20 protein-coding genes and 1 pseudogene are annotated in these 24966 nt (G+C 69.5%); 18 read left to right on the plus strand and 3 right to left on the minus strand.

Going from position 1 to position 24966, the window contains the following annotated elements; genetic code table 11:
• Positions 1 to 41: 41 nt before the first annotated feature.
• The 12 genes and pseudogenes from AB0B02_RS28955 (at position 42) to AB0B02_RS29010 (ending at position 12055) form a co-directional block, all read left to right on the plus strand.
• Positions 42 to 1433: an extracellular solute-binding protein gene (locus AB0B02_RS28955; protein ID WP_281939922.1), complete on the plus strand. Its 1392-nt coding sequence runs from the start codon at positions 42 to 44 to the stop codon at positions 1431 to 1433.
• Complete coding sequence (locus tag AB0B02_RS28960) at positions 1430 to 2371, plus strand: sugar ABC transporter permease (RefSeq protein WP_281939924.1); 942 nt, start codon at positions 1430 to 1432, stop codon at positions 2369 to 2371. Before AB0B02_RS28955 ends, AB0B02_RS28960 begins: the two co-directional genes overlap by 4 nt.
• Positions 2364 to 3227 carry a carbohydrate ABC transporter permease gene (locus tag AB0B02_RS28965; RefSeq protein ID WP_281939926.1) on the plus strand — a complete coding sequence of 288 codons (864 nt, stop codon included), beginning with the start codon at positions 2364 to 2366 and terminating at the stop codon, positions 3225 to 3227. The genes AB0B02_RS28960 and AB0B02_RS28965 overlap by 8 nt, the downstream gene beginning before the upstream one ends.
• On the plus strand, positions 3224 to 4945 hold the full coding sequence (locus tag AB0B02_RS28970; protein WP_281939929.1) for an IlvD/Edd family dehydratase: 1722 nt from the start codon (positions 3224 to 3226) through the stop codon (positions 4943 to 4945). Before AB0B02_RS28965 ends, AB0B02_RS28970 begins: the two co-directional genes overlap by 4 nt.
• A 7-nt stretch (positions 4946 to 4952) precedes the next feature.
• Positions 4953 to 5876 carry a dihydrodipicolinate synthase family protein gene (locus AB0B02_RS28975; protein ID WP_357305598.1) on the plus strand — a complete coding sequence of 308 codons (924 nt, stop codon included), beginning with the start codon at positions 4953 to 4955 and terminating at the stop codon, positions 5874 to 5876.
• Positions 5873 to 6805, plus strand: coding sequence for a sugar kinase (locus tag AB0B02_RS28980; RefSeq protein ID WP_281939933.1), 933 nt, complete (start codon positions 5873 to 5875; stop codon positions 6803 to 6805). The genes AB0B02_RS28975 and AB0B02_RS28980 overlap by 4 nt, the downstream gene beginning before the upstream one ends.
• A gap of 8 nt (positions 6806 to 6813) precedes the next feature.
• Positions 6814 to 7455, plus strand: a complete 642-nt coding sequence (locus tag AB0B02_RS28985; RefSeq protein WP_357305601.1) for a bifunctional 4-hydroxy-2-oxoglutarate aldolase/2-dehydro-3-deoxy-phosphogluconate aldolase — start codon at positions 6814 to 6816, stop codon at positions 7453 to 7455.
• Positions 7448 to 8224, plus strand: coding sequence for an SDR family oxidoreductase (locus AB0B02_RS28990; RefSeq protein WP_357305604.1), 777 nt, complete (start codon positions 7448 to 7450; stop codon positions 8222 to 8224). The genes AB0B02_RS28985 and AB0B02_RS28990 overlap by 8 nt, the downstream gene beginning before the upstream one ends.
• An 88-nt stretch (positions 8225 to 8312) precedes the next feature.
• Positions 8313 to 9035, plus strand: coding sequence for a FadR/GntR family transcriptional regulator (locus AB0B02_RS28995; RefSeq protein ID WP_357305607.1), 723 nt, complete (start codon positions 8313 to 8315; stop codon positions 9033 to 9035).
• A gap of 1180 nt (positions 9036 to 10215) precedes the next feature.
• Positions 10216 to 10695 (plus strand): annotated as a pseudogene (locus AB0B02_RS29000) (ABC transporter permease); the annotation flags it as partial.
• A 192-nt stretch (positions 10696 to 10887) separates the two neighbouring features.
• The gene (locus AB0B02_RS29005) at positions 10888 to 11454 is read left to right on the plus strand and encodes a hypothetical protein (RefSeq protein WP_281939940.1); all 567 of its coding nucleotides are present in this window, start codon (positions 10888 to 10890) and stop codon (positions 11452 to 11454) included.
• Between the two features lie 61 nt (positions 11455 to 11515).
• Positions 11516 to 12055 carry a hypothetical protein gene (locus AB0B02_RS29010; protein WP_281939942.1) on the plus strand — a complete coding sequence of 180 codons (540 nt, stop codon included), beginning with the start codon at positions 11516 to 11518 and terminating at the stop codon, positions 12053 to 12055.
• Between the two features lie 312 nt (positions 12056 to 12367).
• On the opposite strand, the gene AB0B02_RS29015 is transcribed toward AB0B02_RS29010, so the two are convergent.
• Together AB0B02_RS29015 and AB0B02_RS29020 are read right to left on the minus strand one after the other, a co-directional pair.
• Positions 12368 to 12937, minus strand: a complete 570-nt coding sequence (locus AB0B02_RS29015; RefSeq protein ID WP_281939944.1) for a TetR/AcrR family transcriptional regulator — start codon at positions 12935 to 12937, stop codon at positions 12368 to 12370.
• Positions 12927 to 13427 carry an SRPBCC family protein gene (locus AB0B02_RS29020; RefSeq protein ID WP_281939946.1) on the minus strand — a complete coding sequence of 167 codons (501 nt, stop codon included), beginning with the start codon at positions 13425 to 13427 and terminating at the stop codon, positions 12927 to 12929. The genes AB0B02_RS29015 and AB0B02_RS29020 overlap by 11 nt, the downstream gene beginning before the upstream one ends.
• A gap of 307 nt (positions 13428 to 13734) precedes the next feature.
• Between AB0B02_RS29020 and AB0B02_RS29025 the strand changes: the two genes are divergently transcribed.
• From AB0B02_RS29025 to AB0B02_RS29050, 6 genes are all read left to right on the plus strand, one after another.
• The gene (locus tag AB0B02_RS29025; RefSeq protein WP_357305667.1) at positions 13735 to 14448 is read left to right on the plus strand and encodes an MBL fold metallo-hydrolase; all 714 of its coding nucleotides are present in this window, start codon (positions 13735 to 13737) and stop codon (positions 14446 to 14448) included.
• A gap of 345 nt (positions 14449 to 14793) precedes the next feature.
• The gene (locus AB0B02_RS29030) at positions 14794 to 14955 is read left to right on the plus strand and encodes a hypothetical protein (RefSeq protein WP_281939948.1); all 162 of its coding nucleotides are present in this window, start codon (positions 14794 to 14796) and stop codon (positions 14953 to 14955) included.
• Between the two features lie 84 nt (positions 14956 to 15039).
• Positions 15040 to 15897: a tetratricopeptide repeat protein gene (locus AB0B02_RS29035; RefSeq protein WP_357305612.1), complete on the plus strand. Its 858-nt coding sequence runs from the start codon at positions 15040 to 15042 to the stop codon at positions 15895 to 15897.
• Between the two features lie 65 nt (positions 15898 to 15962).
• Positions 15963 to 17609, plus strand: a complete 1647-nt coding sequence (locus AB0B02_RS29040; RefSeq protein ID WP_357305615.1) for a hypothetical protein — start codon at positions 15963 to 15965, stop codon at positions 17607 to 17609.
• 299 nt (positions 17610 to 17908) lie between these two features.
• A complete protein-coding gene (locus tag AB0B02_RS29045) occupies positions 17909 to 20005 on the plus strand; it encodes a tectonin domain-containing protein (protein WP_357305618.1) in 2097 nt (698 codons plus the stop codon).
• Between the two features lie 89 nt (positions 20006 to 20094).
• Entirely contained in the window at positions 20095 to 21867 is a 1773-nt protein-coding gene (locus tag AB0B02_RS29050) for a tectonin domain-containing protein (RefSeq protein WP_357305621.1), read from the plus strand.
• A gap of 117 nt (positions 21868 to 21984) precedes the next feature.
• On the opposite strand, the gene AB0B02_RS29055 is transcribed toward AB0B02_RS29050, so the two are convergent.
• Positions 21985 to 24909, minus strand: a complete 2925-nt coding sequence (locus AB0B02_RS29055) for a TIGR03767 family metallophosphoesterase (protein WP_357305624.1) — start codon at positions 24907 to 24909, stop codon at positions 21985 to 21987.
• Between the last annotated feature and the right edge of the window lie 57 nt (positions 24910 to 24966).

The raw sequence follows: 24966 nt of genomic DNA on the forward strand, positions 1-24966 counted from the left end.
GTAATTTCGTAAGTCTGATGCCCTTCCCCCAAGGAGCACCCATGAGGCACCTCACCCCCACCCGGCTGCGGCTGACAGCCGTCGGCGCGATCCTCGCCCTCGCCGCCGGTGGTTGCGCCAACGGCGGTGGCCCGGGCGGCAGCTCGGCCGGCACCAAGGCCAAAGCCGCCTCCTTCTGCGACAAGCAGCAGGCCGACCCCACCGGCGCGGCAACGCTGACCCCCGACCCCAACCTGAAGGCCGACCTCACCTTCTGGGGCTGGTACAACATCGTGCCCAAGTCCGTGCTGGACGACTTCAACAAGATCTACCCGAACGTGCGCATCACGTTCACCGACTTCTCCACCTCCGACACCCACACCAAGCTGGCCACCGCGCTGGCTGGTGGCGCCGGGGCGCCGGACATGTCGATGATCCAGGACCGGGACGCACCACGGTTCCACAGCCTGCCGCTCTACGACCTGACCAACTGCCTGAAGCCCTACGAGAAGTCCTTCCCCAGCTTCAAGTGGGACAAGATCAAGCGCCCCAGCGGTCAACTCCAGGCCGTGCCCTGGGAGGCCGACGCCGCCATCGTCGCCTACCGCACCGACCTGTTCGCCAAGTACGGCATCGACGCTGCCGCGATCAGCACCTGGGACGACTACATCGCCGCCGGCAAGAAGATCGACCAGGCCTCCGGCGGCAAGACCAAGATGGTGATGTCCCTGCCGGTCGCCAACGACAACGGCATCGCCGGGCACATCATGAGCGACTTCAACATGCTGCTCAACGAGGAAAGCGGCCAGTACTTCGGCACCGACGGCACGGTCGAGGTCAACTCCGACAAGGGTCTCGCCGCACTGCAAATGATCAAGCGGTTCCGTGACGAGAACATCACCCTCAACGACCTCTCCTCGGGCAAAGCGGAGCAGCAGGCGTTCCAGGGCGACAAGGTGGCCACCATCCTCCAGCAGGCCTCGGTCTCCTTCGCCCTCAACGGCGCCCTCAAGGACCAGTCCGGCAAGTGGGGCGTCATGCAACTGCCGGCGTTCACCGCCGGCGGCAACCGGGGCGCCATCCGCGGCGGCACCAGCCTCGCCATCACCACCCAGTCCAAGAACCCCGAGGCGGCGTGGAAGTTCCTCCAGTTCTGGCTGATGCGTGTGGACTCCCGCTGGGAGAGCTACCAGGTCGGCAAGCTGGTCGAGAACCTGTTCCTGCCCGCCGCGCAGGACCAGCGGTTCAACCAGGGCGACCCCTACTTCACCAACCAGCCGTTCCTCAAGACGGTCATCACCTCCGCCGAGGCGGCACCGGTCTTCAACGAGAACCTGAAGACCAACCAGCTCGAATCGGCGTTCAAGACCCGGCTGCGGGACTTCCTCGCCGGCAAGGTGGACGCGAAGACGATGCTCGATCAGGTCGCCGACGACACGAAGAAGGCACAGTGACCGCTCCGGTCACGGTGAAGAGGACCCCGCAGCGCGGCGGGGTCCCCCTCCCCGTCTCGGACCGACGCCGTGGCCCCGGACGCCGCCAACGCGTCGCGTACCTGTTCATCGCCCCGTTCTTCGTCGTTTTCGTGGCCTTCCAGCTGGCCGCCATGGTCGTCTCCCTGGGCATGAGCCTGACCGACTGGAAGGGCGCGATCGGCGGGCAGTTCGTCGGCCTGGGCAACTACGCCGCGCTGTTCGGTGACCCCGCGTTCCTCAAGGCTCTGTGGCACACCCTGGTCATCTGGGTCCTGACCGTGCCGGTGCTCACCTTCGGTGGGCTGTTCCTGGCCCACCTGCTCAACGGCGCCATGGTGAAGGCCAAGCCTTTGCTGCGGGTGCTGCTCTTCCTGCCGGTCCTGCCGTCGCTGGTCGTCGTCGGCGTGGTCTTCCTGCTGCTGCTCGACCCGGTGTTCGGCCTGCCGAACATCATCCTCGCGCGGCTCGGCCTGCCCATCGTCGACCTCCGCAACGACCCGTCGACGGCGCTACCGGTGCTGTCGCTCGTGGTCATCTGGCGATGGCTCGGCTACAACGTGACCATTCACCTCGCCGGCCTCCAAGCGCTACCCCGCGACGTCTTCGAATCGGCCCGCGTCGACGGCGCCAACGCCTGGCAGACCTTCTGGCGGGTGCTCGTGCCGATGAGCAAGCCCACCCTCGTCTTCGTCACGATCATGTCCACGATCGGCATCTTCAACCTGTTCGACGAGCCGTACGTGCTGTTCGGCTCAGAGGCCGGACCGGCGCAGGCCGGGCTCACCCTCGGCGTCTACATGTACAAGCAGGGCTTTGAGTTCTTCAACCTCGGCTACGCCTCGGCCATCTCGTACTCCATCGCGGCGCTGGTCTTCGTCGCGTCGCTCATCCAGCTGAAAGCGAGCCGTGATGACTAGCGTCACCGCGCCGGCCCGACGACCCACCGGACGCCGCCGGGCCGGCGCCGCCGCCGTGTTGGCCAACGGGTGGCTCTGGCTGCTCGCCCTGCTCAGCGTCTTCCCGATCTACTGGCTGGTCAGTACGTCGTTCCTGCCGAAGGACGACATCCTGCAGAACGAGCAGCGTTTCGTCCCGGACAAGCTAACCCTGGAGAACTACCGCCTCCTGCTGGCCAACCCCGACTTCTGGCCGGCCGTGAACAACAGCCTGATCGTGTCCGTCGTGGTCACGGTCGGCGGCGCGTACCTGGCCACGATGGCCGGATACGCCTTCGCCAAGCTGCGGTTCCGCGGCCGGGACGGACTGTTCCGGCTGCTGCTGGTCACCATGATGATCCCGCTCATGGTGTCGCTCACCACCAACTACGTGGTGATGAGCAAGCTCGGACTGCTCAACTCGCTGTGGGCGGTGATCCTGCCGCAGTTGACCCCCGCCTTCGGCATCTTCTGGATGCGCCAGTACGTCATCAGCGCCGTCCCCGAGGAGATCCTCGAAGCCGCCCGCATCGACGGCGCCGGCGAGATCGTCACCTTCCGCAAGGTGGTGCTGCCCATCCTGCGGCCCGGCGTGGCCGGGCTGATGATCTGGCTGTTCCTGTCGAGCTGGACCCAACTGCTGCTGCCCCTGACCTACCTGCAGGACCAGCGCACCTACCCGGTGTTCATCAACGCACTGCGCACCTTCCCGGCGATCCCCGTGACGCACCTGCTGATCGCCGCGTCGGTGCTGTCCATGGTGCCGGTCGTCGCGCTGTTCGTCTTCGCGCAACGCTCGTTCGTGGCCGGCATGTCCGCCGGGGCGGTGAAGGGATGACCGACACCCGACAGGCCCGCAGCCGTACCTGGCTCGGAGACGCCGGCAAGAACGGCTTCATCGCCCGACACCACCTGCGGGCCATGGGCCTGACCAGCCGGCAGCTCACCGGAAAACCGGTGATCGGCATCGCGAACAGCTGGAGCGAGCTGACCCCCTGCAACGCCCACCTGCGGCAACTCGCCGAGGCCGTCCGTCGTGGCGTGGTCGCCGCCGGCGGCGTCGCGCTCGAATTCCCGATCATGTCGCTCGGCGAGCCGTTCATGCGGCCCAGCACCATGGCCTACCGCAACCTGATGGCCATGGAAACCGAGGAACTCATTCGGGCGAACCCGCTCGATGCCGTGGTCCTGCTCACCGGCTGCGACAAGACCACGCCGGCGGCGCTGATGGGCGCGGCCAGCGTCGACCTGCCGGCGATCATGCTGACCGGCGGGCCGATGCTCAACGGCAAGTTCCAGGGCCGCGACGTCGGCTCCGGCACCGACATCTGGCGGATGACCGAGGGCCTACGCGGCGGCGTCGTCACGCAGAGCGAGTTCCTGGAGTTCGAGCAGTGCCTGAACCGGTCGGCCGGACACTGCATGACGATGGGCACCGCCTCCACCATGGCCTGCCTCGTCGAGACGCTCGGCATGCAGCTACCCGGGGCCGCCGCACTGCCGGCGGTCGACTCCCGCCGGGCGGCGCTCGCGGAGGAGACCGGTGAGCGCGCCGTAGCCCTGGCTGTCGCCGGGCTGCGACCCTCACACATCCTCACCCCCGCCGCCTTCGCCAACGCGATCAAGGTGAACGCCGCGATCGGCGGGTCCACCAACGCCGTCCTGCATCTGCTCGCCATCGCCGGCAGGGTCGGAGTGCCGCTGACCCTCGACGACTTCGACACCCTCGCCCGGGACATCCCGCTGCTGGTCGACCTGATGCCCAGCGGCCGGTTCCTGATGGAGGAATTCGCGTACGCCGGAGGCGTGCCGGCGCTCCTGGCCGAACTCGCCGACGTGCTCGACCTGACAACCACCACCGTCACCGGCCAACCACTCGGCGACGGCTGCGCCGACGTGCGGTCCCACGACCGGGAGGTCATCCGCACGCCGGACAAGCCGGTGCTGCCCCCCGGCGCCGGCATCGCCGTGCTCCGCGGCAACCTGGCGCCCTCCGGGGCGGTCCTCAAGGTCGCCGCCGCCGACCCTCGGCTGCTGCGACACACCGGACCGGCGCTGGTCTTCGACTCCATCGAGGAGTACCTCGCCGTCGTCGACACCGACCTGCCGGTCACCCCCGACACGGTGCTCGTGGTCCGCGGCGCCGGCCCCCGCGGCTACCCCGGGATGCCCGAGGTCGGCAACCTGCCGCTGCCCAAGACCATGCTGACCGCCGGTGTGCTCGACATGGTCCGCATCTCCGACGCCCGCATGAGCGGCACCGCGTACGGCACCTGCGTGCTGCACGTGGCACCGGAGGCAGCCGTCGGGGGCCCGCTCGCGCTGGTGCGCACCGGCGACCTGATCCAGCTCGACGTGCCGGCCCGCCGGCTGGAACTCCTCGTCCCCGACCAGGAACTGGTCGCCCGCCGCCACGCCTGGCAGTCGCCACCGCCACCGACCGGCCGCGGCTGGCTGCGCCTCTACGTCGACCACGTGCAGCAGGCCGACACCGGCGCCGACCTCGACTTCCTCGTCGGGGGCAGCGGCGACGAGCCCGGCCGGGCACCCTTCTAGGAGTCCCATGACCGACAACTCACCCCGCCTCACCGGCGTCAGCCCCGTGCTCGAAGTGCCCTTCGACCCCGCCGGACGCGTCGACGTCGACAGCTTCCACCGGGTCGTCGCCCACGTCCTGGGCACCGGAGTGGACAGCGTCATGTTCCCCGGCTACGCCTCCGAGTTCCACAAACTCACCGACGACGAACGCGTCGACCTGCGGGACGTGCTGCTCGCCACGACCAGCGCCCACGGCGTACCCGCGATCATCTCGGTCCCGGACCACGCCACTGTCGTGGCCGTGCGACGGGCGGTGGACGCGGCTCACGCCGGCGCAGCCGCGATCAACCTGCTCCCACCGCACCTGCTCGGCCCCGCGCCGGACGCCGTGCGCGCCCACATCGGCGCGGTCGCCGACGCCGTCGCGCCGCTACCGGTCGTGCTGCAGGTCGCCCCGGCGCAGACCGGCACCAGCCTCGATCCCGCCGTGGTGGCCGCCCTGGCCCGCCGCCACCCGAACCTGCGCTACGTCAAGGTCGAGGCGGTGCCACCCGGACCGTTCATCACCGCCCTCGGCGCCACCGACCCGGCGCTGCCCGCCTTCGTCGGTTACGCCGGCCTGCACCTGCCCGACGCGCTGCGCCGCGGCGCGGCCGGCGTCCAGCCCGGCTGCTCGTTCACCGAGCTCTACGTCGCGATCTGGCGGCACTGGCACGGCGGGGCCGTCGACGAGGCGCTCGCGCTGCACACCCGGATGCTGCCGTACCTGTCGTACTGGATGCAGGGGGTGGAACTCATCGTCGCCGCCGAGAAACTCATCTCCGCCCGCCGAGGCCTGATCGACCACCCCACCTGCCGCGACCCCGCCCGCCGCCTGGACGCCGAGGAGGTGACAACGGTGGACCGGTTCCTCGCGGAGTTCGCGGACCTGCTGCCGCCGGTCCGGTGAAAGCCGTCGTCACCCTCGGCGAGGTGATGGCCCTGTTCCTCGCCGAACCACAGGTGCCGCTCGCCGACGCGGTGCGCTTCCACCGGCACGTCGCCGGCAGCGAGGGCAACGTCGCCGTCGGGCTGGCCCGGCTCGGTCACCCGGTGACCCTGTTCGGCCGCGTCGGCGCCGACGCCCCCGGCAGGTGGGTGACCACCACCCTGCGCGGCGAGGGCGTCGACGTCAGCGCGCTACGCACCGACCACGACCGCCCCACCGGCCTACTGGTGCGCGACGCCCCCACCGGCCGGCCGGTGACCGTCTCCTACCACCGCGCGGGCAGCGCCGGCGCCGCGCTGCGCCCCGCCGACGTCGACGCCGCCCTCGTTCGCGCCGCCGGCATGCTCTTCGTCACCGCACTGACCGCGGCGCTCTCCCCGGACGCGCGCGCGGCCGTGGAGAAGGCCGTCGACATCGCTCACGCCCACGGTGTGCCGGTCGTGCTGGACCCCAACGTCCGCTTGCGTCTCGCTCCGGCACCGGTGTGGCGTGACCTGGTCACCCAACTCGTACCCCGGGCGGACACCGTGCTGGCCGGCGAAGAGGAACTGCACGACATCGGCCTCGACGCCGACTGGCTACGTGCAGCCGCCCCCCGCCTCGTGGTGATCAAGGAAGGCGTCAGGGGTGCCCGCGTCACGGACGGCGCCCGATGGCGGCACGCGCCGGCGCGTGCCGTGGCCGCCGTCGACCCGGTCGGCGCCGGTGACGCCTTCGCCGCCGGCTGGATCTCCGCGACCCTGCGCGGCCGGTCCCCGGAGCAGAGCCTCACCTACGCCAACACCGTCGCCTCCTGCGTGGTCGCCGCGCACGGCGACCTGCCCGGGCTGCCCGACCCCGCCACCGTGGAACGGCTGCTCGCCGACCCGACCAGCACCGTGAACCGATAGGAGCGCCCGTGCCGTACACCTGGCAGTTGTTGTCCCGCGTCGCCGACGAACGGGTGATCGCCATCGTCCGCGACAGCGACCCGGACTCCGCGCTCGCGGCAGCCCGGACCATCCTGGACGCCGGCCTGGGCGTGCTGGAGGTCTCGCTGACCACGCCCGGTGCGCTGGAGGTCATCGCCCGGCTGCGTGCCGCGTACCCTGACCGGCTGATCGGTGCCGGCACCGTGCTCGACGCGGCGGGCGCCCGGTCCGCCGTGGCAGCCGGCGCCCAACTCCTGGTCAGTCCCGCTCTGGCCGACGACGTGGTGGCGACCGCCCGCCGGCACGGGGTGCTCGCCGTTCCCGGCTGTTCGACGCCCACCGAGATGCTGACCGCGCTGACCGCCGGAGCCGACCTCATCAAGGTCTTCCCGGCGTCGCGGTGGCGTCCCGAGGACATCTCCCAACTGCGGGTCGCCCTGCCGCACCTGCCGCTCGTCCCCACCGGTGGGATCGCGCCGGCCGACGCCGCCGCCTGGATTCGCGCCGGTGCGGTCGCCGTCGGTGTTGGCTCCGCGCTGACCACCGGCGGCGCCGAGCAGGCGAAGAACCGGGTCGCCACCCTGCGCACCGCGCTCCGTGCCGCACAGGAAGGCAGCCACGATGCGTGAGGGACGACTGGCCGGGCAGGTGGTGATCGTGACCGGCGCGGCCCGCGGCATCGGCCGCGCCATCACCGAGGTGGTGCTGGACGATGGTGGAGCCGTCGGCCTGGTCGACGTGTCCACCGACGAACTGGCCGACACCACCGCCGTCCTTGCCGGACGTCACCCGGACCTCGTCCACGCGGTGACGGCCGACATCACCGACGAGAAGGCCGTCGCCCGGGCGGTCGACGCGGTCACCGATGCCCTCGGACCGGTCACCGGTCTGGTCAACAACGCCGGACGTAACTCCTACGCCGATGCTGTCGCCATGACCGTCGCCGACTGGGACGGGGTGTTCGACGTCGATCTCAAGGGTGCGTGGCTGATGTCCCGGGCCGTGCTGCCGAGCCTGCTCACCGCCGGCGGCGGATCCATCGTGAACATCGCCTCGCTGCACGCCGAACTCACCTGCGCGGGCATGTTCCCGTACGCGGCCGCGAAGGCGGGCCTGGTCGGCATGACCCGCAGCCTCGCGCTCGACGTGGCGGCGCGAGGGGTACGGGTCAACGCCGTGTCACCCGGCTACATCCGCACCGCCCTCGTCGACGAGTACTTCGCCCAGCACGCCGATCCGCAGGCCGAGGAGAAGGCGCTCGCCGTGCAACCCCTCGGGCGGCTGGGCACGCCGCACGACGTCGCGACGGTGGTGGCGTTCCTGCTCTCCCCGGAGGCCGCGTTCGTCACCGGCGCGAACTGGGCGGTCGACGGCGGTCTCGGGGTGAGGTTCGCGTGAGGTTCGTCGACGGGCCACGGCGGGGCCGCTGCCAACGCCGGCGAGTGATGCCGGACGATGGACGTACAACCACCCAGGGGAGTGACTGATGTCGGTGGAACCAGCGGTTCCGCGTGGCCTGCACGGACAGGTCGTGCACACGATCGGGTTGAGCATCGTCTCCGGCGACCTGGCCGCGGGCGAGCAGATCGTTCCCGAGGAGATCGGTGCCCGCTACGGGGTGTCCCGCCCGGTCGTCCGGGAGGCCCTCCGCGTGCTCGAGTCCAAGGGCATGGTGGCGGCCCGCCCCAAGACCGGGACGCGGGTGCTGCCGGTCGAGCGCTGGAACCTGCTCGACCACGATGTCATCCTCTGGCGGGTACAGGGCCCGGGCTGGGAGTCGCAACTGCGGGACCTGCTCGACCTGCGGGCGGCGGTCGAGCCGATGGCCGCCCGCCGCTGCGCCGAGAGCAGCGACGACACGCGGGCGAAGGGACTTGCCGACCGCTGCGACGAGATGGAGCAGGCCGTCCGGAGCAACGATTCGCAAGCTTTCACCCGAGCCGACATCGAGTTTCACACCCTGCTGCTGGCCGGCGCCGGTAACCGGGTGCTGGCCCAGATCAGCGGGGCCATCGAAGCCGCGCTGAAGGCCCGCGAGTCGTTGCATCTCATGCCGGACCATCTCGGTCACGAGGCCGTCTCCTCCCACCGGCACATCGTCGACGCCATCGCCGGTGCGGACCCGGACCGCGCGGAGGCGGCTGCGCGAGCCCTCATCCAGGTCGCCGGCGCCGAGATAACCGAGCGGTTGACCCACATCGCCATCTGAGCTCATGGGGTATCCACACCCGGCGGTGCCCGGGAACGGGAATGACGGCGTGTACGGCGGGAGTGTGGATCCGGCACCGGATGCCGGGCTCCGTGCGTCGGCGAGGCTGAGGACGGGCGGAGAGCAGCACGTCTCCTTGACGTCAAGGGATCAGAGCAGCAGGGTCCTGAATACGGGTCTGCTGCACACGCCAACGATCCCTGTCCCGGTTGACCCCTATCGAGTACGAGACCATCATGAACCCGCCGGCCAGTCAGGCCGCGTGACTACGACTGTCACCCATCGGTGCAGCAGACCCGAAGGCAAACGTGGTGGGAGCGCTACGACGGCTCCTTTACTCGGCTGTTTTATGCTTGCAGCGACCTGGACAAACGTGAGTGAGCAAGCCGCTGGGCCACCGGACTACTGGGGGTCAAGGGGTCGTCGGTTCGAATCCGGCCGTCCCGACAGCGAGAGGGTTTCCACAGGTCAGCGACCTGCGGTAACCCTCGTTTTGTTGCTCGGCATGGATCCTGGACTTCGGGACTGTCCCGGGCCTGGGCCGGGTTCCTCCGCGACCGGGACCGGTCGCTGCGGGCCGGGAACTACCCGGAGACCACTCGCTACGACTACCTCCTCGCTGCCGCGCACGCGGGCGCAGGTGGAGGCGGTTCCAGGGGGTGGATGATCGAGGCCGGGATCCGCGTCGACCGTGTTGAACAAGCACAAGGGACCACAGCGGTTCTTCAAGTGGATGCTGGTCGACGAGCGGGCTATCGACCGGTCACCGCCCTTCGCCAGCCGTACGGGCTCACCGCCTTCCGGGCCGGCACCTGCCTTGGGCCCCCCAGGGTCGGCCGCACGCTACACGTTCTCTGCTTTCGCGAATCGCCGACCATAGCGACACCAACGGCTGGTGAGGGCCGGTGAGCAGGGGTGGATGATCTGCTCACCGGCTGTCGTGCGCGGTGGGGAGGCTGGCCAGGCTGCCGCGAAGGCGTCCCGATGACTGTCGCCGGTGGTGCGGACGACCCGGCATGGGGAGCTGCTCGATCTGGCGGGAACTCGGTTGGGGTGGTGTGGAAATACAGATCTGAGGGCGGCCGACGAACCCACCGGCAATCTGGACACTGCGGCGGGCGAAGGGATCGCCTCTCTGCTGCGGGAACTGAACACCGCCGGGACCACCGCGGTGCGCGATGTGCTCGCCGTGACCGCCAACCCGGCCGCACCGTACGAGGTCGTCGTCTCCCGACCGTCCGATGCCCTCACCGCGAAACGTGCCACCGAACGAGCCTTCAACGGGCTCCTGCTCGGCCTCGGCGCGGTGGCACTGCTCGTCGGCGGCGTTGGCATCGCGAACATCATGATCATCTCTGTGCTCGAACGACGGGCCGAGATCGGCCTACGCCGCGCGCTGGGTGCCACCCGCGGCCAGATCCGCCTCCAGTTCCTGACGGAGTCTCTGCTGCTGTCCACCCTCAGTGGCAGCGCCGGCGCCGTGCTCGGAGCCGCCATCACCATCACCTACGCCTCCCTCCAGCAGTGGCCTCCCGTCACACCCGGGTGGGCGATCGTCGCGGGCATCGGCTCGACGATCACCATCGGTGCGGTCGCCGGCATCTACCCAGCGGTCCGAGCAGCCCGCATGCCTCCCACCGAGGCACTTGGCAGCGGGTGAGGAAACCTCCGGCGGGGTGTCCGTCTGATCGGCAGGACGACCTCGGGTGCGGGGTCGGCGGCGGCGATTCTCGAGCCCGGTCGGCCGTTCTCGGCGCAGCGGTGTCGATGAGGACCACCGGGCGCGTCACGGAACGGCCTGGAACGTCCTCGGAGCAGGGTGACGAAACCTTGAAAGGATCTTATGAGAAGAATGCGACTGGGCTTGGCCGCGGCTGTTGCAGTGGTCCTGCTCGCGGTGACGCAGCCGGCAGCCACGGCAGCCGAAGCGCCAGTGGTCGGGCCGGCCTGGACGGCCTCGGACCTGGACTACCACTGGCGCGGCCTTCCCACCTGGAGCCAGGGCTACGGGCCGATGAGAAACCTTGCCCGACAGGCATACAAGAACGACGACTCTCTGCACTATGAGACCCGTAGATACGGGATCAACATCGGGTGGACCGACTGGCCGAGGTCGCAGATCTATGTGTACGGCGAGGGGCTTGCCCGTGATGCGCCGATCACGCCGACGACCAGGGTCGCCCTGTACTTCCCCGGCGGCGGATATCTGAAGCACGGCGCCCGGGAGTGGGGCATCGGGCTGGTCTGGTCCAGCACCCCCGTGTACGAGTGGCTGATCGAGCCGGCCGGATCGTCCGGCGATCAACTGGTTCACAACATCGGCACGCCTGATGCGTCCATTGATGCGTATCTGGCGATGGGTCCGGACACCGGCGAGGGGCCGATGCTGCGGTGGGGTCCCGGGCCCGTCCGGTACTAGGAGCGGCGTGTTTGTCCACCGGCAGCTCGTCGGATGGTGACGGAACTATAGGAGCGAAAGCGTGATGATGGCGCTGAAGCGGTGGGGTGCCGTGGCGGTGGTTGCCGTGATCGCCGCACTGCCCGCCGTGCCTGCGAAGGCGGCCGGCAGCTACGGCCCCGGTTATTGCGAGGCGGCAGATGGCAAGTACTGGCACGGCCTTCCCACCTGGAGTGGGGGCTACGGGCCCATGAGAATAAGCGAGGGACCCGGCGACAACGCCTACAAGTACGGCAGCCAGCCCAAGGGAATCAACATCATCCCGACCGAGTGGCCTCAGTCGCGGGTAACCGTGCTCGGCCAGGGCCTGCCTGATGACGGCTGGGTCACCCCGGAGACGAATGCCGCGATCTACATGCCGGGGGGAGGCTACCTGAAGTACGGCGTGCGCGAGTGGGGCATCAATCTGGTGTGGTCGGCCACGCCTGTGTATGAGTGGCGGATCGTGCCCCACGAGTGTGGTCAGCGGATTCTCAACCTGACGAGGGGTGCCTACCTGGTCGGTCAGATGCAGTACGGCGTCGACTGGGGCTGGGGACAATTCGAGGAGTGGGAGGGCTGACCACGGCCGTCTGTGCCGTGCGGCTCCCTGTGTACTGCCTGGCCGCATCGTCGTTCGGCTAGCGCTCTGGCTGCCCTCGATCGCCAGGATGGTCAGGCAACTGCGGTGGATGGGCGTCCGCCCCGGCGGATGCCCATCTCGCGGGTCAGGCTGTGGCGGTGGCAGAACCTGTACGCGGGCAGCCGCTGAGGGCACGATTCGGCAGGTCATCCATCGGCAACGAGATGGGGATGAAGCACCGGTCGGAGTGCCGAGGCTCGCGGCGCCGTAACCGGCACGGGCGTGAGCGGACGCTCACCGGAACCTGCGGGCTCACGCCCCGGTCGGCGGCCGGGCCGTGATGAGCTCGGCGAACAGTTCGGCGGCGGCATCCAGGACGTCTCGGTCGCCGGTGATCAGCAGATCCAACAACAGGCCACGTGTCGCGGCGAGACTCAACCGGGCCCGCCGCCTGGCCTCCGGGCCGGCCCAGCCGAAGTGGGTGAACAACTCCTCGACGGGGCCCGCCCAGGCGGCGATGACCGAGGCGCGGAATGAGTCGGTCCAGGACTTCTCGAACAGGGCGTGCGCGTAGATCTCGAAGAACAGCCGTTCCGCCGGCGCCAGGGCCGGGTCGGCCAGGCGCCGCCAAAAGCGGTGGCTCACCTCGACCGGGTCGTCAAGCTCCGCGGCGAGGGCCGCCAGCGCGGCGCGCTGCTCCGCCTCGACCCGTCGGACGACTTCGGTGAGCAGGCCCTCCCGGCTGCCGAAGTGATAGAGCAGCATGCGATGGCTCGTGCCCGCGCCGGAAGCGATCTCGCGGAGGCTGAGCTGGCTGAACCCGCCCTCCTTCAGAAGATTGACGCAGCGGTCGAGCAGCGACTCCCGGGCATCACCAGCCACCGGCGCGGCGCACCCCTTCGGTCATGGTGTCCCCGGCGGCCTCGTCGGTAGGGGCGGGCGACGGGATGGTCCCTGACTCCGCGGCCGCCTTCAGCGCGGCCGCCTCCATCCGCAGGTACCGTCGCGTCCGCGACGCGGTCAGCAGGGCGACCAGCCAGGCGAGGGCCCCGCTCTGCTCGATGCCGATGCTGATCCGGGTCGTTCCGTCGGGCTGGGCCTCCACCCGGTGATAGGCGAAGGTGTGCACCCCCGGCGCGTGCGTCTCCCAGGCGAACGACACACCCGGTTGCAGGTCGTAGACCCGCCACACGGTCGTGGGGAAGCCGGGTTGGCGGATGCGGAACCGGCTGCCCAGGCCCAGTGTCGGCCGGTCGAGCGGCACCACCTCCGTCATGGAGGCCGTCCATTCGGGCCAGCCCGTCACGTCCGCCACCGCCGCCCAGGCGGCCGCGGTCGTCGCCGTGGTGATGATCGTCTCTCCATAATTCATGTACCAGATGGTACATGCGATTCCGCTAATGGCAAGACGGGGAGCCGGGCAATTTCGCGTATCGCGGGGATGACCGCAGTCCACTGATTGTCGTCGGGCGCCCGCCCACAACGGGGGCCGACGCATCATCCCGATCGCAATGATCGACACGAGCCCTGTCCTTGCCGCGTTCCATCCTGTTCCACGCCGTTCCGTCCGACGGGTTCGGCTACCGCCGATCGATGCTTTCGTTCGCTGTAAGCCGAGAAAGGGTACTCGCATTTGTCGGTAAGGGTCCGTATAGATATCGTCGCCGGTTGTGGACGTCATGCAACTGCTACCGAATCTCTACATGTTCCGCTTTCCCGTGGGTCACGCGTACCTGTGGCGTGGTGCGGACGGGCTGACGCTGATCGACTCCGGGGTTCCGGGGTCGGCACCCGCCATCGCGGCGGGGATCGGGAGCCTCGGTCACCGACCTGCCGACGTGCGGCGCCTCCTACTGACGCATCATCACGTCGACCACGCCGGCTCGGCGGCGGAGATCACGACGTGGACGGACGTGACGGTCTACGCACATCAGGCGGACACCCCGGTGCTCGAGGGTCATGAGCAGGTCCGGCCGCCGCTGTTGACCGACTGGGAACAGCGCCTCTGGGACGAGGTCCACGGCGGGAAGCCCCCGCAACCCGCCGCCCCGGTGGTGGTTGACCACCGGCTTCACGACGGTGACGTCATCGATCTCGGTGGGGAGCCGGCCGTCGCGGTGGCGGTGCCCGGGCACACCGCGGGCAGCGTCTCCTTCCATCTGCCCCGGTCAAGGGTCCTGTTCACCGGCGACACGATCGCGCGACTACCCGACGGGACGGTGATCCTCGGGGTGTTCAACGTCGATCCGGAGCAGGCGGCCGAATCCATGAGGCGGCAGGCCGACCTGGATGTCGAGATCGCCTGCTTCGGGCATGGGGAGCCGCTGACCCACGGGGCGTCCGCTCCGCTGCGCGCTGCTGTGACGCAGCTCGGCGATCGCCGCTCGGGATGACCGGGGCCGGGCCGTAGCGCATCCGCGCACCGGCGGACCGGACGCTGGTGGGAACCAGCTGGAACGGACCGGCACGGCATACCCGCGAGACGCAACGTGCCTGGAAGGAGCCGTTAGTGAAGACGCCACCGCACTCCGCCGAAGACAGGGTGAGGCGGTTCCCCCGCCTCCTGATTCTCGCGGCGCTGCTCGGAGCGAGCGCAGTCGCGGCCTATGTGGGTGACACCTCTCCCGTCGAGGCGGGGACGCAGGCCCTCCGAGACTCGTGCCCGGATTGGGCGTGCGGTCAGAACCACAACCAGGTCCTGCTGTAACCGATTCCGACAGCAGAGGAGAGGTGAAGTCATGACGAGGATGTACCTGGCGGTGCTGACCGGCGTCGCCGCCCTGGCCCTGGCGATCGGCGCGGTAGCCGTATCCGCCGGCGATGCCACCGAAGCCGTGCCGACCGCCGCCGGTGGGCTCTATATCGGCCCGCACCCGGCCGGGCCACCCGGACAGGCCTAGCGGCCCAAGCACCGTGAACGTCGACGTGCCGGTGGACCTGGTCCGCCGGCACGTCGTCATACGCGGCCTGCCGAGGAGACAGCAGTGGACCAGAAGGCAGACAACGCGCTGCGCGCCGTCCGTCGCCAGGCGGCCGAGGGCGACTACGCCTCGGCGGCCTCGACGGCGTCCACCGCGATCGAGGCACTCGAGGCCGGTTCCGGTGACCGCGACATGCTTGTGGTGCTGCTCAACGAGCTGGGCATGCTCTTCAAGTATCTCGGTCGTCTGGACGAGGCGGAGCACCTCTACGACCGGTCGCTCGCACTCCTGTCCAGGACGCCGACGAGGGCGGGTGACCTCGCCGCGGTGCTGCACAATCAGGCCGGAGTGGCGCACGCCAGAGGGGACCTGGGACGCGCCGAGCGGCTGGCGCGGCTGGGCATCGCCGTCCGGACCGGCCAGACGCAGGTCGACAGGCGGGCGTTGGCCGCGGACGACGCGGCACTGGCGGCGATCCTCATCGATCGCGGCTCGTGGAACGAGGCGAGACGGCTGCTCGAAAGCTGCCTCGACCACCACCGCCGCGAGTACGGTCCCGCGCATCACGAGGTTGCCGTCACGCTGCACAACCTGGGGTCCCTGATGTTCCGCGAGGGCGACGTGGCGGCGGCGAGCAACGCTCTGCAGGAGTCGCTGAGCATCAAGGTGACCTGCCTGGGTGAAGACCATCCTGACCTCGCTCCCACCCTCTACAACCTTGCCCTCTGTCGTGAGGCGATGGGCGACCTCGCCGGCGTGCGTCCCCTGCTCACCTGGGCCGTGTCGATCCTGCGACCCCAGGTGCAGTCGTCGCAGGCGACCTACGTCGCATGCGTGCGGAAACTGGCCCAGCTGCCAGCCGAGGTCCCGGCAGAAGAGGAACGCCATGGAACGCGTCGTCCACGACCGAACACCGCGTGACGGACGTCAGTCACCGGCATCACCCATGCAGAAACCATGGAAAGGTACACGTGAAATCGTCGGAAGTGCGAAGAGGCGCACGTCGCGTCACCACGGCGGTGGTCGCCACGATGGTGGCGCTCACGGTGGCTCAGCCCGCCCGGGCGGACACCCTGGACAAGCTTGAGGAGTACGGCAAGTACGCCGGCTACGCGAAGACCGCGTACGACGTCTACAAGACCCTGCTGGGCAACGAGATGACGCTCGAGCAGGCGGTCAACGAGCTGCAGGCATCGATCGCCCAGGTCGGCGAGCAGGTGGCCGAGGTGCTCGACGAGATCGGTGAGATCGCGGCGGCCGACGTGGAGACCTGCACCCGCAACGCGGTGATCACGTTCGCCGACCTCGAGGCGCTCAGCCCCGACAACGCCCAGGCGTTCGCTGTCCAGGCGACCGACTGTGTGGCCAAGGCCAGGGCGTACATCAACGTGGTGGACAACCGGGCCGCTGTCGATGTCATGGGATTCGCGGTGAACACGGTCGGACCGATCGCCCTGTTCGCCCGGGCGAACGCCGGCTTCAGCACCAACCTGCTCAAGGACGAACTCATCGCGGCGAACCAGCGCAACATGGAGCGGCTGGAACCGACGTGCGGGGCGACGCCGCTGTGGGGTGACCGGCCCGTCGACCCGAATCCGCAGCCGGTGGAGGTGCAACTGCGCTGCACCGCCTTCAACCACGACGGCTACGACTTCGTCACCACGGAGTTGCGACGCGGCGACCCGCTTCCGGCGTTCGACTACAGCAAGGCACGGGACCGCGCCATCGAGGTCAGCAGCTACCCGACCTCGCGTGCGGCGTTGGCCTCGCTGCGGGGCCCCGGCCCGGCCAACGGATCCTCGATCGCGGCGGCGGCCGGCGGCGACGGCCTCGTCCGGCTGTGCGGCGCCTCGATCCACGACTCGGTGCACTGCCGCGCGCAGCAGCAGCCCGGATCGGCGACCTGGAACGCCTGGTCTCAGCTCGACGGACAGCTCAGGTCCATGGCCGTGGAGAAGAACGACGACGGGCGGCTCGAACTGTTCGGCGTGAACAAGGAGGGCACCCTCTGGCACCGCTGGCAGACCGCGAGCGGATGGTCGGCCTGGGCGTCGCTGGGTGGTCCGTTCACGTCCGTCGCCGTGGCACGCAACGGCGCGGGTCGCCTCGAGCTGTTCGCCACGAACCAGGACAGCCAGGTCAGCCACCGCTGGCAGAACACCAAGAACACGACCAGCGACTGGTCCAACTGGTCGACCCTGGGGATGACCGCTCGCTTCGTGGCCGCCGAGGCGAACGGCGACGGCCGCGTGGAGGTCTTCGCGCTCAACGCGGCGGGCGAAGTCTGGCACCGCTGGCAGATGCTTCCCAGCGGCTGGTCGAACTGGGACCGGCTCGACGGCACACTGAAGACCGTCGCGGTGGCTCGCAACGCGCAGCAGCGGTTGGAGATCTTCGGCACCAATGCGCAGGGGATGCTGTGGACCAGGGCGCAGCGCGCCGATGGCAACGGCTGGTCGTCCTGGAGCCAGCTGAACGGGACCTACTACGGCGTCGCGGCCGGGTCCAACGCCGACGGCCGGATGGAACTGTTCGCGGTGGACGCTGCGGGCAAGGTGTCCGGTAGCCACCAGACCGCCTCCGGTTGGAGTGGCTGGGCCGCGCTGGACAACGGTCTCAAGATCAGGCCTTAGGCCGGGCCCGACCGCCTGACCTTCCTCGATGGGCGACGCCCGACGCCCGTCTGGGCACCCGCCGCCGAGGAACGCGATGGAACGTCGGTTGGGTGAGCGAGGACAACCGTGACGAGGCCCTCGGAACACTGTTCCGAGGGCCTCGTCACGCCGTCCCTGAGACAGGCACAACAGCCGGGGGCGCGTGGACGCCCGCCGGGCTCAAGGAGGCAATGATGACAAGTCTGCGGGCAAGGGTCCGTGGCTCGGCACGTTCGGCAAGACGGTGTACGGGCTGGGCCGCGGTTGCGGTGATGGTGGTGGCGACCGCCGTGTCGGTGGTCGCCGCGCCCGCCTCGCCGGCCCTCGCCGAGCCGATCAGCTTCGACCTCGGTACGCCGGCGCTGACCAGGAACGCGTTGGGCGCCATGGAGTTGTTCGCCACCGACGGTGCCGACCGGGTGTGGCACCGCTGGCAGTCCGGGCCCAGTTCGGCCTGGAGCGGCTGGAGCCAGCTCGACGGGTCACTGCGCTCGGTCGCTGCCCAGAGCAACGGCGCCAACCACGTCGAGTTGTTCGGCATCAACGACCAGGGCCTGATCTGGCACCGGTGGCAGCTTCCCGCGGGCGGCTGGTCGCCCTGGACCTCGATCGAGGGCGAGCTGACGTCCCTGGCCGTGGCCCGCAACCAGGACAACCGGATGGAACTCTTCGGCACCAACAACCTGGGCCAGGTCTGGCATCGGGCCGAGACGACCGCCGGGTCGCACACGTTCGGACCGTGGGCGCTGTTCAACGACGGCCTGATGCGGACCGTCGCAGCGGAGACCAACGAGGACGGCCGGGTCGAGCTGTTCGCCCTGAACGACGCGGGTGAGATCTTCCACCGCGCGCAGACCCGCCCCGCCGGCTGGTCGGCGTGGGCCAAGCTCGACGGCACGCTGAAGTCGCTGGCCGTGGCGAAGGCGGCGGACGGCCGCCTGGAGCTGTTCGGGGCCAACGCGGCCGAGCAGATGTGGCACCGCCGGCAGATCGACAGGGGCGGCGCCGGATGGACGGGCTGGGATTCGGTGCCCGGCCAGGCGCGCGCCATGGCGGCGGAGGCGGACGCGAACGGGCGGATCGCGCACGTCGTCATGAACGGCGCGGGCGAGAGCCTGGTGCGCGTGCAGCAGCAGGACGGTTGGTCGGACTTCACCACGCTCGGGGGTGACCTCGCCCCGCTGTACTGGATCACCCACAACACCCAGGCCGAGCTGTTCGCGAACGCGGTGACCGTTCCCCATGCGATCATCAAGATCGTCGGCGACGTGAACCTGGACCTCAGCGGCCGCGAGTTCATCCGTATCGCGGCCGGCGTGCAGATCCTCGGTGACACCTCGGTGCACCCACGCGGTCCCCGCCTGTTCACCACGTCCTTCCCCCGGGTGCTGTTCCAACTGGGGCACGACCCGGCCCAGGTGACCTCCGACAACGTCCGCATCAGCGGCATCCGCCTCGACGGCGGGCAGGGTGAGGAGCCCGCGGAGACCGAGGAGGAGGACAGCGACGCCATCCGGATCTTCTCCAGCCGCAATGTGCAGATCGACCACAGCGAGCTGTACGGCTGGCGCGGCTCGACCGTCCTGGTCGACGACGGCCAGGGGCGGCTCGGCAAGGACGACGACCCCGCCAGCATGGTCCGGGTGGTGGACAACTACATGCACCACAACCAGCACCAGACCGGCGACATTCTTGGCGGCGGTCACGGGGGCGGGTACGGCGTCGCGGTGCGCAATGGCGGGTTCGCCCTCATCGAACGCAACGTGTTCGACTGGAACCGGCACGCGGTGGCCGGCGACGGCCGCGAGGGCAGCGGCTACCGCATGTACAACAACCTGGTCCTGCCCAACGGCGGCTGGAACACCGACGTCTACCACACCCACATGATCGACATGCACGCCCGGGACTCGTGCGGCCTGAGTAGCTACAACTGCGGACTCGCCGGTGAGTTCATGGACATCAGGTACAACACGATCCTCTACAGCGCGGGCACCGGCATCAAGCTGCGCGGTACGCCGAGCATCGGCATGTACGTGTCGAACAACGTCTTCACGCACCGGCAGGAGTTCGGCAACGCGCTCGACGACGCGGCGATGGTGCAGAACGAAACCGGACTGCAGGCTTCGGCCAACACCTTCGGGTTCAGCGCGACGACCGGCACCAGGTCCAATGTCTGCGACTTCGACGGCGACGGCACCAACGACACCTTCCTGGCGTCCGGCGCGAACTGGTGGTACCAGTCCGCGACCCTCGGCTGGCACCACCTGCGCCAGTCCACCATCACGGCCGACAAGGTGACGGCATTCGGTGACCGCAACGGTGACGGCCGTTGCGACGTGACGGCGAACGGAACCGTGCACCCCACCGTGGGCTGACCACTTTCCGGGCTGGCCCGGAGCCGCGCCGGAACCGCCGGGGGTGGCTCCGGGTCAGCTCTCCATGCGTTTCTAGAAAGGGAGACAGGGTGAGGAAGTCCATCCGAGGGTCGTGTCGCCTCGGGTCGCTGGTCCTGGGCGCGGTAACCGTCCTGGCCGCTGCGGTGACCATGGTGCCGGCTGCCACGCACGCCGCTACCGACCGGGTTCTCGGGCACGGCACGCTGGCCGTGGCCCGGGACGCGAGCGGCCGGCTGACGTTGTTCGGGAGGGACGGCGCCGACCACCTCGGCGTGCGCACGCAGTCCGCCTCGGACGCGCAGACCTGGACCGCGTGGTCGTCGCTGGACGGCACACTGCGTTCGATGGCGGCGGAGGCGAACCAGGACGGCAGCGTCGAGCTTTTCGGTGTCAACGCCGAGGGCCGGGTCTGGCACCGGCGGCAGGCGGGCAACGGCTGGTCGGGCTGGTCCGGGCTCGACGGCACGTACCGCTCGCTGGCCCTGGGCCGCAACGCCGACGGCCGCCTGGAGTTGTTCGGCACCGACACCAACGACCAGGTGTGGCACCGGTGGCAGACTGCGGCCGGGTCGACGACGTGGTCGCCCTGGGCCCGGTTGGACGGTGGGCTGCGGTCCGTGGCGGTGGAGGCCAACGCGGACGGCCGCCTGGAGCTGTTCGGGCTGAACGCCGAGGGCCAGATCTGGCACCGCTGGCAGCAGGCCGCCGGCTGGTCGGCCTGGGCCTCACTCGATGGCACGCTGGCGTCGCTGGCGGTCGCGCGCGACCGCGCCGGCTCGCTGGTGCTGATCGGCACCAACAGCCGCGACGAGCTGTGGCAGCGCAGGCAGACGACCGCCGGGGCGAACAACTGGTCGGCGTGGGCGACGCTCGACGGAAGCCTGCAGTCGGTGGCCGCCGATCGCCGCGACGACGGTCGCATCGAGCTGATCGGGGTCAACGCCCAGGGCGACGTCCGGCACCGATGGCAGAGCGATGCCGGCGGTTGGTCGGCGTGGGCTGCCCTGGAGGGCGACCTACCGCCGGCGCCGCCGATGTCGAACCCGTCGAACTGGCGCGCGACCACGACGGTGGACTTCAGCAACGAGGACTGGACCGAGGAGGCGCAGGGCCTGACCACGGACGGTGTGAACTGGTACGTCGGCAGCAACGACTCCGATCACCGCCGGCTCTACAAGTTCGGGCCGGGTTTCCCCCAGGGTGACGATCGGGTCGTCGGCTACCTGGCGCTGCCCGCCAACGGCGGTAACCACCTGGGTCCCCCGGTCTGGGATCCCGTGCGACGGCGGATCGTGGTGGCCGTGGAACCGGCGAACGTGTGGGTGGTCGATCCGGAGACGATGCGTACGGACTTCATCGGCCCGCTCGGCGCGGACGGGTACCGGCCGCAGGGCACCTCGATTCCCTGGGTCGCGATCAATCCACGGGACGGTCTGCTCTACAGCTCGGCGTTCGGGCGCAGCGACCAGCCCATCAAGGCCGTCGACCGGATCAACGTGTACGACCCGGCCAACGGATACCGCTGGCTGCGGTCGATCCCGCTGTCTCGGGAGATCAAGGAGGTGCAGGGCGGCCACATCTCCGCCGGCGGCCACCTGTACCTGACGTCGAACGCGACCTTCGACATCAGCGCCTACGACCTGGCCAACGGCGCGTACGGCGGACGTCGCGTGGTCGACTTCGACCCGTCCGACGACGACGAGATCGAAGGTCTGACGCTGGGCCGCTACGAGTGGGACAGCGGAGCCGAATCGGACGTCGCCGTGCTGGTGCTCGATAACGACATCGTGAGTGAGGACGACGTCGAGGTCAGGTTCTACAACTCCGGCAGCGGCCTGTAGCAGCTGAGGATCCGAGGGCGGTGGGGCCGAGAGGACCCCACCGCCCTCATCTCGGTGTCACGCACCGCGGGCCGCTTCCCCGGAGGGGAGCGGCCCGCGGTCGGACTTGCGTGAGGTCTAGCGGCTTCCGCCCGAGTACTCGCCGTAGACGACGCTCACCGCCGTGCCGCCCGGGACCTGCTCGCCGGCCCTCGGGTTCTGGGACAGGACCCGACCGCTGTCGTACCGGTCCGGCACCGACGACGGCGCCTGCGCGCCCAACAGCAGGCCTGCGCTCAGCAGGGCGTTCTTCCCGTCGATGAGCATCTTTCCGACGATGTTCGGCACCGTGACCGACTGTCCCACCGGCTCGGCCATCCGGGTCCAGGCGGACCACCCCGAGCCGGTCTGGTAACGCCGCCACAGCGTCCCGAGTTGGCCGGTGCCCTCCACTCGGGTGCGTTCCGTCGCGTACACCTCCATCATCCCGGCCGTCGTGGTCGTCGCGGCCAGGTGACTCATGGTGCCGATCACACCGCCGAAGGGCTCCCAGCTCGTCCAGGTCGGGTTGGTGGCGCTGGTGTGGTAGCGGTGGAGGATGGCGCCCGTCCGGTCGACGCCGAACAGTTCGAGACGTCCGTCGCCGTTGGTGGCGGCGGCGACCGAGGCCACCGGGGTGCCCAGACTCAGATCCATCCAGCTCGACCACCCGCCGGTCGGCTGCTGCCAGCGGTGCCACACCTTGCCCGCCGCGTTCACGCCGAACAGTGCCAGCCGCTTGTCCTTGAGCCGGGTCAGGGTGACCTGACGCAGTTCGCCGTCGAACCGGACCCACGGCTTCCAGGTGGTGTCGGTGGGACTCGTGTGGGTGGTCTGCCAGATCTGGCCGTCGGCGTCGGTGGCGATGAGTTCGAGCCGACCGTCGCCGTTGCAGCCTGCGGCGACCGAGGTCAGCGGCGCGCTGTCGATCCTCACCCAGCCGTTCCAGCCGCCGGTCGTGCGCTGGGCGCGGCTGAACAGCTCACCGCCTCGGTTGATGCCGAAGATCTGGGTGGTGAGCGCGGCTGTCTGCACGGCGGTGACCGAGCGGAGCGCCCCGTCGAACTGAGCCCACGGGGACCACCCGCCGGGGGTCTGGGTGGCACGCACGACCTCGTCCCGCCGGTTGACCGCGACCAGTTCCAGCACGCCGGAGGTGTTGGGCGCGGCCGCCAGTGGGGATCCGTAGGCGGGAGTCATCGGGAACGGTGCCTGCACCAGCAGCTCGGTGTTGCGGTCCGCGGGCGTGCCCTCCCGGGCGAGCTTGCCGTCTTCCAGCTTGGCCTGCGGGTCGTTGGCGGCCAGCTCCCGACCCAGCGAGGCCAGACCGGCCGGGCTGCTGAGATCGCCACCGTTTTGCAGCGGCGCGTCGATGTCGATCATCGTGGTGAAGATCGAGATGGTGCCGGCCTGTTCGGCGACCTCGATGAGGCGGCTCTGGATGGGCCAGTCGATGTGGGAGGCGGTGGTCACCTCCCAGAAGCCACCTCGCCAACTGCTGTCCGGGCGAGCCGCCTGCGGCCGGGAGTGGGCGAGGATGCGGTTCGTGTGCGTGTGCCCGTCCACCATCAGGATGACGTTCGGGTAACACAGGAGCAGACTTCGCAGCTGGTCGCCGTTCATGAACGGGGTGCCGGTCGGATAGTCGAAGTCGTTGGAGATGGTGTCCAGCGTGTGGTGGCAGTAGACGACGATCAGTTTGTCGTCCACGTTCGGGCGCGTCTGCACCGTGATCCGCTGGCCGGGACCGTCGATGGGCTGGAAGGGGAGCCACAACTTCAGATTGCGCGAGCTGTAGGACTCCAGCTTCGAGACGAGCCACTGCCACTGGTCGCCGTCGATAGCGCCGTCCGGGCCGGGCCACTGCGTCCGGCTGGTGTCCAGGCACAGGAATCGCAGTCGGTCGTCGGCGAGGGCTGGAATTTCGTAGTACGTCAGGTCGCTGCCCTGCGTGAAGCCGTGTCCGATAGGTAGGCCGGTGGTGTGGAAGTGCTCCTGCACGAACTGTGCCCGCTCCAGGAGGCGCCGGTCGGGATCAGGCGTCACCCCCTCGCTCTCGAGGCCGTCCCACAGGAGTTGGACGCCGAACCCGATACTGGGTTCGCTCGGCAGCGGTGCACGGGGCTTGGTCGGCTTCCGGTCACCGACCGCCATGGCGCTCAGGAAGCCGAGACCCGGGGCGTCCTTCGGCGCGTTGCCCTGGACCAGGGCATCGTGGTTGCCGTAGGCGGCGTACCACGGCATGCGTATGCCGTGCGCCTGGAACTCCCGACGCGCGTTGGCGAAGAGGCTGGGCAGGCTGGGAAAAACGCGCGTGTAGCCGGGAGCGTGACCCATGTAGTAGCGGTCGAGCGTGCCGTTGGCATCCTCGTACTCGCGCATGGTGGGGTGCCAGTAGTCGAGCAGCGGCGGCCACTGGTCGCCGGAGACGCCCTCCTCCTTGGTGGGGGAGCCCGAGTTCGCACGGACGGGGTTGCCGTCCATCAGGTCGATGTACCAGCGGAGCTCGTTGTACTGGGAGTTGTCGATCGAGTCGCCCGTGACGACGGTGAAGGCCAACGGCAGGTTCGTCACCGGACCCATGCCGAACTTCTGCACCGCACGGATCGCGGCGTCGCTCATGTGTGCCGAGAGCATCTCCTGCGGCCGGTACGCGCTGGCGGTGCCCCACTGGTGACCGTCGTCGGGGGCGTCCAGGAACTCGACCCGCACCGGCGACTTGTCGTCGATGATGTGCATGTCGCTCATCTGCGCGAACGCGATGAGTGGTCGCTTGTAGCCGGGCTGCGGGTAGAGGGCGAGATCGTCGCGGACGACGTGAGGTTCTCCGGGACCTTCGGCGACAGGGTGGTAATCCTCGGTGACGAGGTACGAGACGGTCCGGGTGAGGGTCGTGACGACCTCGTGGGTGCTCGCGGCGGTAGCCGGGGCGCCATTGTGGCGCAGGATTCCCAGGGGGTCCAGCGCGGCCGCGATCACCCCCAGGCCGCCAGCGGCGAGCAGATTCCGACGGGACAGGGGCACGTTTTCCTCCGAGTGTTGCCGATGCGTCGGCTCGGAGTGCGTTCCAACCTGTTCCGC

Source organism: Micromonospora sp. NPDC049240 (assembly GCF_040647835.1).
Lineage (GTDB): Bacteria > Actinomycetota > Actinomycetes > Mycobacteriales > Micromonosporaceae > Micromonospora.

Coding starts and splice junctions, on each gene's coding strand:
- AB0B02_RS28955 (WP_281939922.1), top strand. CDS start 42: ATGAGGCACCTCACCCCCACCCGGCTGCGGCTGACAGCCGTCGGCGCG.
- AB0B02_RS28965 (WP_281939926.1), top strand. CDS start 2,364: ATGACTAGCGTCACCGCGCCGGCCCGACGACCCACCGGACGCCGCCGG.
- AB0B02_RS28970 (WP_281939929.1), top strand. CDS start 3,224: ATGACCGACACCCGACAGGCCCGCAGCCGTACCTGGCTCGGAGACGCC.
- AB0B02_RS28975 (WP_357305598.1), top strand. CDS start 4,953: ATGACCGACAACTCACCCCGCCTCACCGGCGTCAGCCCCGTGCTCGAA.
- AB0B02_RS28990 (WP_357305604.1), top strand. CDS start 7,448: ATGCGTGAGGGACGACTGGCCGGGCAGGTGGTGATCGTGACCGGCGCG.
- AB0B02_RS28995 (WP_357305607.1), top strand. CDS start 8,313: ATGTCGGTGGAACCAGCGGTTCCGCGTGGCCTGCACGGACAGGTCGTG.
- AB0B02_RS29005 (WP_281939940.1), top strand. CDS start 10,888: ATGCGACTGGGCTTGGCCGCGGCTGTTGCAGTGGTCCTGCTCGCGGTG.
- AB0B02_RS29020 (WP_281939946.1), bottom strand. CDS start 13,427: ATGAATTATGGAGAGACGATCATCACCACGGCGACGACCGCGGCCGCC.
- AB0B02_RS29025 (WP_357305667.1), top strand. CDS start 13,735: ATGCAACTGCTACCGAATCTCTACATGTTCCGCTTTCCCGTGGGTCAC.
- AB0B02_RS29030 (WP_281939948.1), top strand. CDS start 14,794: ATGACGAGGATGTACCTGGCGGTGCTGACCGGCGTCGCCGCCCTGGCC.